The organism is Dryocola sharpae (genome assembly GCF_051307055.1).
Taxonomy (GTDB): Bacteria; Pseudomonadota; Gammaproteobacteria; order Enterobacterales; family Enterobacteriaceae; genus Dryocola.
Window position 1 is genome coordinate 2,702,043 of record NZ_CP149994.1, and the last position, 13,281, is coordinate 2,715,323.

The 13,281-nt window shown below is 56.3% G+C and carries 13 protein-coding genes and 1 pseudogene; 2 read left to right on the forward strand and 12 right to left on the reverse strand.

The features are described from left to right. Nucleotides 1–210 precede the first annotated feature (210 nt). The 7 genes from WLO31_RS12990 to WLO31_RS13020 all read right to left on the reverse strand — a co-directional run bounded on the left by WLO31_RS12990 (nucleotide 211) and on the right by WLO31_RS13020 (nucleotide 5,480). Nucleotides 211–1,149 carry a LysR family transcriptional regulator gene (locus WLO31_RS12990; protein ID WP_435927020.1) on the reverse strand — a complete coding sequence of 313 codons (939 nt, stop codon included), beginning with the start codon at nucleotides 1,147–1,149 and terminating at the stop codon, nucleotides 211–213. A 273-nt stretch (nucleotides 1,150–1,422) separates the two neighbouring features. Next, the gene (locus tag WLO31_RS12995) at nucleotides 1,423–1,944 is read right to left on the reverse strand and encodes a carboxymuconolactone decarboxylase family protein (RefSeq protein ID WP_435927021.1); all 522 of its coding nucleotides are present in this window, start codon (nucleotides 1,942–1,944) and stop codon (nucleotides 1,423–1,425) included. 61 nt (nucleotides 1,945–2,005) lie between these two features. After that, nucleotides 2,006–3,031 (reverse strand): alcohol dehydrogenase, encoded by a 1,026-nt coding sequence (locus tag WLO31_RS13000; RefSeq protein WP_435927022.1) that lies wholly within the window; start codon nucleotides 3,029–3,031, stop codon nucleotides 2,006–2,008. Between the two features lie 3 nt (nucleotides 3,032–3,034). Further along, nucleotides 3,035–4,105: a flavin monoamine oxidase family protein gene (locus WLO31_RS13005; RefSeq protein WP_435927023.1), complete on the reverse strand. Its 1,071-nt coding sequence runs from the start codon at nucleotides 4,103–4,105 to the stop codon at nucleotides 3,035–3,037. Beyond that, nucleotides 4,102–4,776 carry a cupin domain-containing protein gene (locus WLO31_RS13010; RefSeq protein ID WP_435927024.1) on the reverse strand — a complete coding sequence of 225 codons (675 nt, stop codon included), beginning with the start codon at nucleotides 4,774–4,776 and terminating at the stop codon, nucleotides 4,102–4,104. Before WLO31_RS13010 ends, WLO31_RS13005 begins: the two co-directional genes overlap by 4 nt. Before the next feature lie 54 nt (nucleotides 4,777–4,830). Continuing rightward, nucleotides 4,831–5,172: a carboxymuconolactone decarboxylase family protein gene (locus WLO31_RS13015; RefSeq protein WP_435927025.1), complete on the reverse strand. Its 342-nt coding sequence runs from the start codon at nucleotides 5,170–5,172 to the stop codon at nucleotides 4,831–4,833. Between the two features lie 26 nt (nucleotides 5,173–5,198). Continuing rightward, nucleotides 5,199–5,480, reverse strand: a complete 282-nt coding sequence (locus WLO31_RS13020) for a hypothetical protein (RefSeq protein WP_435927026.1) — start codon at nucleotides 5,478–5,480, stop codon at nucleotides 5,199–5,201. A 241-nt stretch (nucleotides 5,481–5,721) separates the two neighbouring features. Between WLO31_RS13020 and gcvA the strand changes: the two genes are divergently transcribed. Then, the gene (gcvA, locus tag WLO31_RS13025; RefSeq protein ID WP_435927027.1) at nucleotides 5,722–6,678 is read left to right on the forward strand and encodes a transcriptional regulator GcvA; all 957 of its coding nucleotides are present in this window, start codon (nucleotides 5,722–5,724) and stop codon (nucleotides 6,676–6,678) included. Nucleotides 6,679–6,825: 147 nt separating this feature from the next. Here the strand turns inward: gcvA and fusA are convergent, their stop codons facing one another. After that, nucleotides 6,826–8,925 (reverse strand): elongation factor G, encoded by a 2,100-nt coding sequence (fusA, locus tag WLO31_RS13030; RefSeq protein ID WP_435927028.1) that lies wholly within the window; start codon nucleotides 8,923–8,925, stop codon nucleotides 6,826–6,828. Between the two features lie 96 nt (nucleotides 8,926–9,021). Between fusA and WLO31_RS13035 the strand changes: the two are divergent. Then, nucleotides 9,022–9,264, forward strand: a pseudogene (locus tag WLO31_RS13035) (hypothetical protein); the annotation flags it as partial. Nucleotides 9,265–9,297: 33 nt separating this feature from the next. On the opposite strand, the gene cobT reads toward WLO31_RS13035, so the two are convergent. The 4 genes from cobT to WLO31_RS13055 are packed head-to-tail and all read right to left on the reverse strand — an operon-like array spanning nucleotide 9,298 to nucleotide 13,198. Next, nucleotides 9,298–10,356, reverse strand: a complete 1,059-nt coding sequence (gene cobT / locus WLO31_RS13040; RefSeq protein ID WP_435927029.1) for a nicotinate-nucleotide--dimethylbenzimidazole phosphoribosyltransferase — start codon at nucleotides 10,354–10,356, stop codon at nucleotides 9,298–9,300. Nucleotides 10,357–10,386: 30 nt separating this feature from the next. Continuing rightward, on the reverse strand, nucleotides 10,387–11,130 hold the full coding sequence (gene cobS, locus WLO31_RS13045) for an adenosylcobinamide-GDP ribazoletransferase (RefSeq protein ID WP_435927031.1): 744 nt from the start codon (nucleotides 11,128–11,130) through the stop codon (nucleotides 10,387–10,389). Further along, entirely contained in the window at nucleotides 11,127–11,672 is a 546-nt protein-coding gene (gene cobU / locus WLO31_RS13050; RefSeq protein WP_435930602.1) for a bifunctional adenosylcobinamide kinase/adenosylcobinamide-phosphate guanylyltransferase, read from the reverse strand. Before cobU ends, cobS begins: the two co-directional genes overlap by 4 nt. Further along, nucleotides 11,660–13,198, reverse strand: coding sequence for a cobyric acid synthase (locus WLO31_RS13055; protein ID WP_435930603.1), 1,539 nt, complete (start codon nucleotides 13,196–13,198; stop codon nucleotides 11,660–11,662). Before WLO31_RS13055 ends, cobU begins: the two co-directional genes overlap by 13 nt. Nucleotides 13,199–13,281 lie beyond the last annotated feature (83 nt).

Genomic DNA, 13,281 nt, shown 5'->3' on the forward strand with positions numbered 1-13,281 from the left:
TTACACAGCAGAAAATCAGTGGCGAATGAAAATTAGAGAAAACAGTTTGCACTTTTATTCACAATCAAGGTATTGCAAAAGAATATGACAGGCTCCACAAAACAGTATTTTTATTTATCTTTAAACGTGATCCTTATAATGGTTTTTCTTGATAAAAACACTCTCGCTGAAATTTAATTTTGTGATCTGGCGCATATTTCCTCTTCTGTTTTAAAGCAGATCGTCGATTGCCTTTTCCCACAGGTTCCACGGCTGTTTCTCATCGACCAAAAAATCGATAAAGGATCTGACTTTGGGGTTGCGGAACTTGCTGGGAAAATAGAGTGCATAAAGGCTATGCGTCGAGTAAGCGTATTTGCCATCCAGCTTCAGGGGAACCAACTCCCCCGAATCAATATGACGACTGATAAGATAGGAAGGCAACCATGCGATCCCCTGTCCAGAAAGGGCCGCCTTCAGCAGCAGCAGGCTGCTGTTGGCCTGCACCGGCGTTCTGGGTTTAATGTCGCACTGCGGGTGTTGCGATGCTGTCTCGTTGTAGCGTAGCGGCGGCGTTATGCCCGGGTACACAAGACATTCATGGCTGGCGAGTTCTGTTCGTTTTGTCGGAATGCCGTTACGTGCAAGATAGGCGGGGGAAGCACAGTACAACCAGCTTATTTTGGATAATTTTCTGGCAGCATAATTCTGCGGCGGCGTAGCAGTGATCCTCAGCGCAATATCGACATTGTTTTCATTGAGGTTTGTCAGATGGTCATCAAGATCGAGGATAAGCTCAACGTCGTGATTTTCCTTGCGATATTCTTCAAAAATATCGATTAAATGAGCATAGCCGAATGCTACGGAGCAGGTGATCCTCAGGGCTCCGTGAGGATGGTTAAAATAACCGCAGGTCGTGTTGACGATATCGTCAAACTCTTTCAGCAGCTCCGTGGCCCTGGAAACGAAGTATTCCCCGGCTTCGGTTAGCTGAAATGAACGGGTGGTTCTCTGGATAAGCGGCACACCCAGATTCTCTTCCATCACCGCCAGCCCTTTGCTAACGGCTGAAGGGGAAAGATTAAGCAGGCGCGCGGCTTCAGATAATCCCTTTCCCTCGCTGATTTTCACCAGCATCTCAATTTGTTTGATCGTCAATGGAATTGTCATAGGTCTGTTCGGTAGGTTTACAGCGTGGAATCAGGGGAACACCTCTATCCGGGGCAGTATGAGGGGGAAACGGCCATCCGGACAAAGCAGATATACTTCGTGGCTGATAAAGTTTTTCTTTCTGTAAAGGAGCCTGCGCTGGATTTAGCACTGGCTCCTTTTTTACGTTATGCCTTCATGCCTGCTGCGGACATTAGCGCGGAATAACAGCGTCATATACCCGTCGCCAGTACGCTGATTATCCGGATGATGGAAAGAGAGAGGACGGTTGCGCTAGATATCCAGCGCAACCAGAAAGCGGGACACCATGTTATAAGCGGCAACGGTCGCGACCGCTTCCACCGTTTTGGTTTCACCGAAGAGGGCTTTCAGCGACTCAATCACGGTGATATCAACATTTACCCGTCTGGTCGACTGGTCGGTTAACGTAATCAACGTCCACTCACGCTCATCAAACAGGCTGCGCTCTGGCATGTCGCTTTTCAGCGCCTGAGCCTTTTCCTCAGAGCCGCCCGCCTGCAGGTACACCGGATAGTGCACGCCCCACTCGAATTCAGCGCCGTTAAGCACGGCAACACGCAGCATAATTAATTCAAGATAGATCAGTTCCAGGCTGAAGTCGGCGCGAACCCGACGCAGCAGCTCATTCCAGCCGGTAGCCAATGGGAAGCTTTTCAGCAGGATCCTGTCTATGCCGATCAATTCACCAGCGGGACGGCGCGCCTGCATCGAGGCTAATAAATCCGCAGGAACGGGATCGTTATCCTGCCATGGCGTAACACGTACATTGCTCATAATTATTCTCGCAGATGAAATTAACCCTTACTTTTGCATTAATTAATTGCTCACTGCATGTTCAGGCGTGATCCATGGTAAGCACCATGCGGAATTTGGCCTGCCCACCGCGCATTTTTTCAAAGGCCTCCTGCGCCTGCGCCAGTGGCCGCGTTTCAATCATGGCCCGCACATCCGCCAGCAGACTGAAATCCAGGGCCTTTTCTAGTTCAATAGCCGTACCGGTAATGGCGCCATTGACCGATAATTCTCGCCCTACCAGCAAACCAGGCATTAGCGTCAGAGGCTCTTTGCCCACCCCAACGACCATCAGCCGCCCCCGAGGAGCCAACGCCGGCAACAAAGCCGAGACGGCAGGGCTATCCGTTATGGTCGACAAAATCACCTGCGCGCCGCCAAGCGCTTTGATCGCTGCCACGGCATCCTGTCGGTGAGTGTCAATGTAGTGGTGAGCCCCAAGCGCCATGACCTCCTCCGCGATGTCATCGCCTCTGCCAACGGCGACAACGCGAAAACCCATCTTCCTGGCATACTGCAGGGCGAGATGCCCTAAGCCGCCCACGCCCTGAATAACAACCGTATCGCCGGCCTGGGCATGGGATTTCTTCAGCGCGTTGAAGGTCGCAATCCCTGCGCAAAGCAGCGGCGCGGCATCCACGGATGAAAGATCCTCCGGAATGGCGACCAGCCCCGTCATACGCGCCAGCATGTATTCGGCATATCCTCCGTCACGCGAGCTACCCGTGACCGGCTGGTCCTGGCAGAGGTTAAAGCGCCCGAGTCTGCACTGTTCACAGGCATTACAATGGCCGCCTAACCGCCCCACCCCAACGCGTTGCCCAGGCTGCAGCCATGAAGGCAGCGGACCAGAGGTTTTGCAGAGCGTGCCAACAACCTCATGGCCCGGTACACGCGGATACTCAACGCCCTTCTCCAGCCCTTCGATGGCGCCGGCATCCGCACCACAGATGCCGCAGGCCTCTACTTTGATTAGCACTTCCCCAGGGCCTGGTTCGGGAAGATCTCTTTCCACCATTTCCAGCTGGCCAGGACGTGTGACCTGCATGGCCTTATATGTTTTTTTCATGCCTTACCCCTCGTTCACTATTCGTTGGACGCCTGCAAAAGCGGCATCAATCGCGCCTGCAAGATAGCCCGGAAATGCAGATGACCACTCACTGGCGATACCTGTTAAGGAGTGACTCCACTGCCCCTCATTAGCATATGCTGGCGGTACGGAATGACCGGCCTGTAAAACCATATCGCGCGGTGTCGCGGTAAAAGGATCGGCAGCCCAGTCTTTAATATACTCGGCGCTCGGATACGCCGCTTCCTGGCCAAACAGCCGCACCAGTTGCGCTTTACACTGCTCGCGTAATGCTGCTTCCCCTAATGCCTGACGCGCGTTAAACGGCAGCCCGATAAAACCAAACAGGGTGTACATCTGGTCAGGCTCAGAGACGTCGTGGATTTCAACCATAGGGCCGATACCGCTTCTGGCTTCCCCGGATAACCCTTTCCGTTGCCAGAAACTGCGGGAATAGAGCGCGATATACTTTGCGTGCGGTGCCATCCAGGTGCCAGTGTTACGCCACGCCTGTAATAAGGATGAAGGTAGCGCAGGGGAAAAGGTTATCTGCGATGCCAGCATCGGGGGCAATGCCAGCAGGACGTGCTTCGCCTGCACAGCTACCGTCTGCTCGTCGACGTTATGCCCGTGAACAATAAGACTGCCGTTATGCTGCTGAATCTGTGACACCTGCACATCAGTGACGATGCGGTCATTCTGGAGGCGAGCCAGCAGAGCCTCGATCGGCCGCGACATACCTCCACGGACTCGTGCCGCCGCGGGGGAAGAGACAAACCCAGGATGACGGGAAGCGGTATCCATCGTCCGCTCAAAAAGCATATCGCCCGTTTCCTGATGCGCGAAAGTCTCAATGTTCAGCTCGGCAAGGAGCTTAAGCAACGCGGGCTGGATCTCCGGCCAGAACCACGTTGCCCCCAGGTCCGCACCCGCATTATCAACCTGTAAGATACGACCGCCGACTCGCTTGCGGCCTTCAAGAACGACATAGCTAACTCCGGCCTGTTCCAGCAGCCAGGCCGCATATAAACCGCTGAGTCCCGCACCGACAATCGCCACCTGAGCATTCATCATGGCTGAGGTTTCCGCATATCGCTGAGATGGCCCTTTTTGAGATACAGCAGGGTGTTTTCTGTTTCGGCCATAAACACCAGGCGTTGCCCGACCGGAATACGGATCCAGCTTCCCTGAGCATGGATACTGTCGCCTTCTGTCAGGCTGCCTTCCACGATAAACAGTTCAGCGCCCCCCGGCAGGGGCGGCTCCGCCAGAAGCGAGCCGGACGTCAAGCGTAACAGGCAGACGCTCTCGTGGGCGTTTTCAAACAGGGCGCAAACAGAGAAACCCTTACCCCTCTGCCAGTTTGCCGCATCGCGGGTATCTACACGCAGCGGTACATTTTCGCTGGCGGCCATCTGGCCGAGTTTTACGAACAGCAGTGTTCCGTCGGTACTGTGGGGCTGATGGGTGGAACCTGGCGGATTGCGCAGATACCAGCCTGCGGGATAATCCTGTTCACCTTCCGAAAATTGCCCGGCCAGAACCAGAATCTCTTCACCGCCAGGGTGAATGTGCTGTGGAAATGATGTCTGAGGTAAATAACGAACAAGGCTGGTCGCTCGCGCCTGCTCTCCACCGATACGATCCAGCATCACACGATCAACCCCACCCTGCGGGGAGTGAACCCAGTGGTAATCGTCGATGCTCACGGTAACGCGCCGGGTAAAATCGTGGTTAATTAACATGCTGATTCCCATAGTCAGGAAAAGGCGGCTTCACCTGCAAGCCGCTTACAAAGGTTATTTCGGCAATGCGTCGAAAGCATCAAGCGCCCGGCTGGAGTAAACCAGCGCAGCACCCGTGTTGAGCGTGATCGCAACGCCCAACGCTTCAGCAATCTCTTCACGCGTCGCACCTTGTTTTGCTGCTGCTTCAGCATGCACCGAAAGGCATCCGTCACAGCGAGTCGTGACGGCTACCGCCAGCGCAATCAGCTCGTGCGTTTTAGCATCCAGATGCCCTGTCGCTGCCGCGCCGTTTTGCATCTTATCGATGCCCTGCATGACTTCAGGTTGCAGACCTGCAAATCTTCCGATAGCCGCACGCAACTCGGTACGCATTTCAGTCCAGTTCAAAAACACATTGACCTCCGTTTTTATATGAGTAATCAGGCAACGGTATAGATACGCACGTCCGGCGCACCGTTCAGATAAGGTTTCAACGCTTCCACCACATCCGCGATGAACAACTGAGAGCCGAGATAGGCTTCGGCCTGTTTAGCCGTTTCAAAGCCATGCAGCACCTGCACATCTTCTGCACGCACCAACAGCTCTTTCGAGACGGCACCCTCAATGGTGGACAGGAAAGGCGCTTTGTATTTTTGATACACCGCTGCTGCGGCTGCACGGTTCTGCTCGCTGATATCAAGGGTGATTTGCAAATAAGCCATGGTTAACTCCTTCATTCAGTTGATAACTGAAGCCAAAGAGAATGCTTCAGGATCCGTTACGTTACGGTGCCGCTTGCTGCTCGCTTAAACGTAAAGAAAAACTTTGCGCATAAAACAACCGCAAGGTTTAAGGGCCTAAACGATTTATTTTGTAACTCTCACCGTTTCTGCATTATGTTTAGCAACGAACTCATGAACAAATGAGATAATCTTGGCTCTCTAAAAAGGTTTTCTATCTGCTATGAAGATACCGGTCCATCTCAATGCCCTACGGGCTTTCGAAGCCAGCGCGCGCCACCAGAGCTTCTCTCTGGCGGCGCAAGAGTTGAACGTCACGCCTGCGGCTGTGGGCCAACTGGTGCGTTCCCTTGAGGAGGTGGTAGGTTTTCCGCTGTTTCATCGCAGCAATAACCGACGTGCCGCCCTGATTCTTACGGAACCCGCTCAGCGGGCGCTTCCGGATATTCGTATAGGGTTTCATAGCCTGAACCTTGGCATGACGATTCTTCGTGAGGGCGCAACTAATGGCATTCTTAACGTCACCATCAGCCCCGCTTTTGCCGCCAAGTGGTTACTGCCCAGGATAGAAGATTTTCAACACCGCTGGCCGGATATCGACGTGCGTCTGGAAACCAGCCTGAAGCTGTTAGATTTCACGGCGCAGGGTATGGACGTGGGCATTCGATACGGTCTGGGTAAATGGGAAGGGTTAAAGGCTGAATTATTGATGTCGGAAGAGGTGTTCCCGGTGTGCGCCCCTTCACTTATGGCCGTTAACCCGGCGATTAACTGTCTGACAGGCGTCACAGAGCAGACGCTGATTCACGATCTGTCGATGGAGCAGCATAAAGATTTTATCACCTGGGATCGGTGGTTGCGGCGCTTTAACGTTCAGGCAATAGCGCGTAAAGCGGGCCTGCGGATTAATAACTCAGCAGCAGTGTTGCAGGCAGCGATTGAAGGGCATGGCATCGCTTTAGCCAGAAGTATTATGGTCGATGAGGATATCAAAAGCGGCAGACTTATACGGCTGTGCCCGGAAGTTTCGCTCTCTGGTCCGTTGGCCTATTATCTGGTCTATCGCCCCGGGTGCGATAGCTTGCCGAAAATTGCTTACTTCCGGAACTGGGTCATCGAGCAGGCGAATAAATTTAATAAAACCCGCTACGATGGGGGCTCCCTGACCAGACATGAATAACCCCTGCTGGCCCGTAACGTCGTTTATCCATGGCGATGAGAATACGCCAGATAGTAAGAAAAGGCGCCATATGATTAAGCGGGCCGAATCCGGCTGTCCGGCCCTCTTGCTTTACTGCTATTAATGAGCGCTCATGCCTGAAAATAACTATTTGCTACGGTTCGCAATAATTACCTCCGCCACGTTACGCGGCGCTTCTGCGTAATGGTGAAACTCCATATTGTAAGTGGCGCGCCCCTGGGACATGGAACGCAACGTGGTGGAGTAGCCAAACATCTCTGAGAGCGGCACATCGGCGCGAATAATGTGGCTGCCGAGCCTTTCATCCATGCCCTGCACCATGCCGCGCCTTGAAGAGAGATCGCCCATCACGTTACCGGCGTACTCTTCCGGCGTTTCCACCTCTACGTGCATAACAGGCTCCAGAATAACCGGGTCGGCCCGCCGTGCGCCCTCCTTGAAGCCAAAGATAGCCGCCATCCTGAAAGCCATCTCCGAGGAATCCACGTCGTGATACGAACCAAAAGTCAGCGTCACTTTGACATCCACCACCGGATAGCCCGCCAGCACGCCGCTGTTCAGCGCTTCGCGAACGCCCTTTTCCACCGAGGGTATAAATTCACGCGGCACCACGCCGCCTTTGGTCGCATCTTCAAATGCGAAGCCTTTGCCCGCCTCAAGCGGTTCAATGGTTAGCACCACGTGGCCATACTGTCCTTTGCCGCCCGACTGCCGGACAAATTTGCCTTCCACCTCTTTCACCGTTTTGCGCAGGGTTTCGCGATAGGTGACCTGCGGACGCCCGATGTTCGCTTCTACGCCAAACTCGCGCTTCATACGGTCGACAATAATTTCCAGATGCAGCTCGCCCATGCCGGAAATAATGGTCTGCCCGGATTCTTCGTCGGTGTGTAACCGGAACGACGGATCTTCCGCCGCCAGCCGCTGCAGAGCTATACCCATGCGTTCCTGATCCGCCTTGGTTTTCGGCTCAATCGCCAGCGAAATCACCGGCTCCGGAAACTCCATACGCTCCAGCGAAACCACGGCTGCTGGATCGCAGAGCGTATCGCCCGTGGTGACATCTTTCAGCCCCACGCAGGCGGCGATATCGCCGGCGCGCAGCTCGTCCACCTCATGCCTGTCGTTGGCATGCATCTGCACGATGCGTCCGATACGCTCTTTCTTGCCCTTCACCGGGTTGTAAACCGAATCGCCTTTTTTTAGCACGCCGGAGTAAACGCGAATAAACGTCAGCTGTCCCACGTAAGGGTCGGTCATCAGTTTGAATGCCAGCGCGGAGAACGGTTCGCCGTCGGCGGGATGTCGTTCAACCGTTTGACCTTTCTCATCGATGCCCTGAATGGAGGGGATATCAAGCGGAGAAGGCATCAGCTCGACTATGGCGTCAAGCATGCGCTGCACGCCTTTATTTTTAAAAGCGCTGCCGCAGAGCATCGGCTGAATTTCACCGGCAACGGTGCGCGCGCGCAGGCCTGCGACAATCTCCTCTTCGCTCAGCTCGCCTGTTTCCAGATAGTTATCCATCAGCGTTTCGCTGGCTTCCGCCGCGGCCGACACCATCTTGTCGCGCCATTTTTGCGCGGTTGAAAGCAACGCTTCCGGTACGGGCGCGTAGTTAAACGTCATCCCCTGCGTTGCGTCGTCCCACAAAATAGCGCGCATTTTGATGAGATCCACCACGCCGGTGAAACGATCTTCCGCGCCAATCGGGATAACGATCGGCACAGGATTCGCCTTCAGCCGGTCAATCATCATCTGTACCACGCGGAAGAAATCCGCTCCCTGGCGATCCATTTTGTTGACGAAAGCCAGGCGCGGCACATGATATTTGTTGGCCTGCCGCCACACGGTTTCGGACTGGGGCTGAACGCCGCCTACGGCGTCATACACCATCACCGCACCGTCGAGCACGCGCATGGAACGTTCCACTTCTATGGTGAAATCAACGTGGCCCGGGGTGTCGATAATATTGATCCGATGCGGCTCGAAGCCGCGATCCATACCCGACCAGAAGCAGCTTACCGCCGCCGAAGTGATGGTAATCCCGCGCTCCTGCTCCTGCGCCATCCAGTCCGTCGTTGCTGCGCCATCGTGAACTTCGCCCAGCTTATGGCTCATGCCGGTATAAAACAGGATGCGTTCGGTAGTGGTCGTTTTACCGGCATCGATGTGGGCGGAAATACCAATGTTGCGATAGCGCTCAAGAGGGATGGGTCGGGGCATGATGCGTCCTTAGTCTCTTTGACCGTGAGCGGCAGAGTTTGCCGCGTTTTGGGAGTAAAACCGGGCCGTAACAGCAACGGCCAGCACAGGAAGAGTATGATCGCCAATCGCCCCGAACGAGAACAAATCCGCGTGGAAAATGTGCTTTTTGCGCTGGAGTATTTTTTGCGGCTGGATATCATCAGAACGCTGACGGAACGGGGAGAGCAGGCCTGCGGCACGCTGCGAAATCAGCGATGACGCCCGCAGGAAAGGACGAAATTGATCTCGCTAAGGCGTGAAGATCTGAATGCGCGTTTCCCAGGGCTGCTGAATACGCTTTTGCAGGTGCTGCAGAAAAACCGGTGGATGGCGCTTCGCTTATCCACCGATCTATTTGCCTTTCGGCAAATCAATATTACTGCCCGCCAGCGTTCCCATCTGGTTATGCATCGCGCAGGCGGCATCGACGATATGCATCGCCAGCGCGGCTCCGCTGCCTTCACCCAGGCGCATTTCCATATGCAGATAGGGCTCCAGAACCAGATGCTTCAGGGCAAGCCGTGCGCCCTTCTCTGCCGATAGATGCGAGGGGATGAGGTAAGCGCGCGCGCCGGGCGCAATGCGGCAGGCGGCAAGGGCGGAGGCATAAGAGAGATAGCCATCGAGCACCACCGGCAGCCCGGCCGCCGCCGCGCCCAGCATGACGCCGGTCATGCCGACCAGATCAAACCCGCCAACTTTCGCCAGCACCTCGATACCGTCCTGCGCATCGGGCTGATTGACCTCCAGCGCCCGGCGCACCACGGCAATCTTATGAGCTATTTTGTCGACCGGCAGATTCGCGCCCATGCCCACGGTATCGCTCGGATCGCTGTCGGTAAATACGCTGACCATCGCTGCCGCGGGCGTAGTATTCGCCATGCCCAGCTCGCCCACGCCAAACAGCCGCACGCCTTCCGCCGCTCTGGCAAGAGTGAGTTTTGCCGTTGCCAGCAGCAACTCTTCCGCCTGCTGGCGCGTCATCGCCGGGCCTCTGGCGATGTTGCCGCTGCCGCGCGCCACCTTCATATTCAGCACGCCGGGCAGCGGTTCGCTGTCAACGCCGACGTCTACAACTGTCACCTCTGCCCCGGCAAGCGCGCCCAGCACGCAGACGCCGGTATTGCGGCGCGTCATATTCATGGTCTGAATCGCAGTTACCACCTGCGGCGCAGCCGCCACGCCTTCCGTATAAACGCCGTGATCGGCGCACATCACCAGAATCGCTTTGCGGCTCGTGTCGAGGCCGTCTTTCAACCCCGGCATGCCCGCGAGCTGGACGGCGAGCGACTCCAGCCTTCCCAGGCTGCCCGGCGGTTTTAACAGGCCGTCGATATGCTGCTGCGCGTTAGCCATTGCGTGACGATCGAGCGGGGAAATCGCCGCCAGAAGCGTAGCCAGTGTCTGCATTTATTTATTCCCTGAATGGTTAATCTGACGCTACAAAAGCGCCAGCAAAAAAACGACTTCGCCAAGCTCGATGGCCGCGCCCAGCGTGTCGCCGGTGTGCCCGCCAAGCGCGCAACGCAGCGCCCAGGCCAGCGCCATAATGACAACGAGCGTCACCGCGAACGCAAAAATACCCGCCGACGGCACCAGCAGCACGGAAAGCAACGCGCCGCCAGCCAGGGTCACCACAGTCTGTTTCCCGTTTACCTTGCCAATAAACAGATTGCCCAGCCCCTTTTCTCTGGCGTACTTCTGTCGATACATCAGCAGCACGCAGGCGGTGCGTCCGGCGACGGAAGCCGCGGCCAGCAGGGCAAGCATGTTCCCGCCGCGCAGGGATAACTCGCTGACCGCCAGCACCTTGGCGAAAAGAACAAAAATCAGCGCCAGCCCGCCGTGCGTGCCCAGACGGCTGTCGCGCATAATTTCCAGCATGCGTTCGCGGGTGCGGGCCGAAAACACGCCGTCGCAGGTGTCCGCCAGGCCGTCCAGATGAAAGCCGCCGGTCAGCAGCGCCAGCGCCAGCACGTAGCCCAGCGCCGCCAGCGGCAGGCCGCACCACGGCTGCAAGACAACGAAGACCAGCCCTGCGATGGCGCCCAACAGCAGGCCAACGAAGGGAAAGGTGATGATGCCGCGCACGTACTGCCCCACCTCCAGCCCCTGCGACCAGCGGCCCGGCACCGGTAAACGGCTCATGAACTGCAGCGTGGCAAAGTACAAACGAAAGATCATTTTATTTTTACTCCAATCCCGGACACCACCAGCCAGACTCCCTGCGCTTCAGCCGCCAGCCGCTGGTTTACGCGCCCGGCAATATCGCGAAAGTGCCGGGCCAGGCGATTCTCCGGCACAATGCCCATCCCCACTTCGTTGGTCACGAGATAAACCGGCGACGGGCAGACCGCACAGGCGGCCAGCAGCGCATCGATTTGCTGGTTTACCTGCTGCTCGATTGCCGCGAAATCCCATTCATCTTCAGGCTTATCGCCCGCCGCATCGAACATAATATTGGTGAGTAACGTGGTGATGCATTCCAGCAGTATCGCCTCCTGCGGGTCGTTCGCGGCGCCGATAACGCCGTTCAAATCGCGGTATTGCTCTACGGTGCGCCAGCGCGCCGGACGGGAAGCGCGGTGATGCTGAATGCGGGCCGCCATTTCCTCATCGACTATTTTCGCGGTGGCGATGTACAACACGCGTTCGCTCAAGGCGGCCAGTTGCTCCGCATGGCGGCTTTTGCCGCTGCGTGCGCCGCCGGTAATCAGATACATGATTGCTCCCGATGTTCACGCATAATCTGGTAAATACGCTGGATATCAATATGTTCACGCATGGCGCTGGCAAGAATATCGAACTGCCGCTGTTTATGCTGCTGATAATCAAACCGCTCGCCATCCCACGCTTGCAACCCTTTTCGCTCACGCAGGCCGTCAAGCAGCGCACGGGTAAATTCACCGCTATCAAACACGCCGTGCAGATAGGTTCCCAGCACGCTGCCGTCCGCGCTTACCGCGCCATCAAGGCTGTCGTAAGGCTGAGCGTTGCACTCGCTCAGGCGGGCGAAAGGTTCAACCTGCGCGCCGCGCTGCGTTTCGCCCATATGGATTTCATAGCCCTCCAGCCTGAGCGCCGCGCAGGTGCTGAAGAGGCCGGGCAATGCCGGAAGCGTTTTACCCGCCGCTCGGGTGGTGGTTTTCACACTGGCGAAACGGGTCACCACGTCCAGCAGGCCGATGCCCGGCAATTCATTCAGACCGAACTCCACCGCGTCGAAGATATGGTTGCCAAGCATCTGGTAGCCGCCGCAAATGCCCAGCACCGCACCGCCCGCCCGGTGATGCGCCAGCAGCGCTTTTTCAAAGCCGTTCTCACGAACCCAGAGCAAATCGCTTAGCGTGTTTTTGCTGCCGGGCAGAATAACCAGATCGCAGCCCTGAAGCTCATGCGGCTGGCTGACATAACGCAGGCGCACGTCCGGCTGGGCAGCCAGCGCGTTAAAATCGGTGAAGTTGGACATGTAGGGCAGCTGGATCACCGCGATATTCAGATCCCCAGGCGTGTCGGCATCGTATTTGCCGCGCGCTAAAACAACGCTGTCCTCATCTTCCAGATCCACCTTCAGCCACGGCATAACGCCCAGCACCGGCACGCCGGTCAGGGCTTCGATTTGTTCAACGCCCGAGTAAAGCAGCGCTTTATCGCCGCGAAACTTATTGATGATAACGCCTTTTACGCGCCGCTTTTCCTGTTCGGTCAGAAGCGCGATGGTGCCGTAAATTGCGGCAAACACGCCGCCGCGGTCGATATCCGCCACCAGGATCACCGGGCATTCGGCCAGTTCAGCCATGCCCATATTGACGATATCGCGATCGCGTAAGTTAATCTCCGCCGGGCTGCCCGCCCCTTCCAGCACCATCACTTCGTATTCGGACGCAAGGCTGCGGTACACTTCCTGAATCTGGCTGCGCAACCGGGGTTTGTAATTGTGATACGTGACAGCGTCCATGTTGGTGGCGACTTTGCCCATCAGCACCACCTGCGCTTTGCAGTCGCTGGTGGGTTTTAACAGCACGGGATTCATGCGCACGTCCGGCGCAATCCCGGCGGCTTCGGCCTGGAATATCTGCGCGCGCCCCATCTCTTTGCCGTCTGGCGTGATGCCCGAGTTGAGCGCCATATTCTGCGATTTAAACGGCGCGACGCTAAGCCCGTCCTGGGAAAAAATGCGGCACAGTCCCGCCACCAGCACGCTTTTTCCGACATCTGAAGCGGTGCCCTGGATCATTACGGCATTGCCCATCATGCCTCCTTACTTGTATGCCGCGCCAGAAGACGGCTGTCGCTGGCAGGCGAAAAAAAACCGCCTCAGGTCAAAGGCGGTTT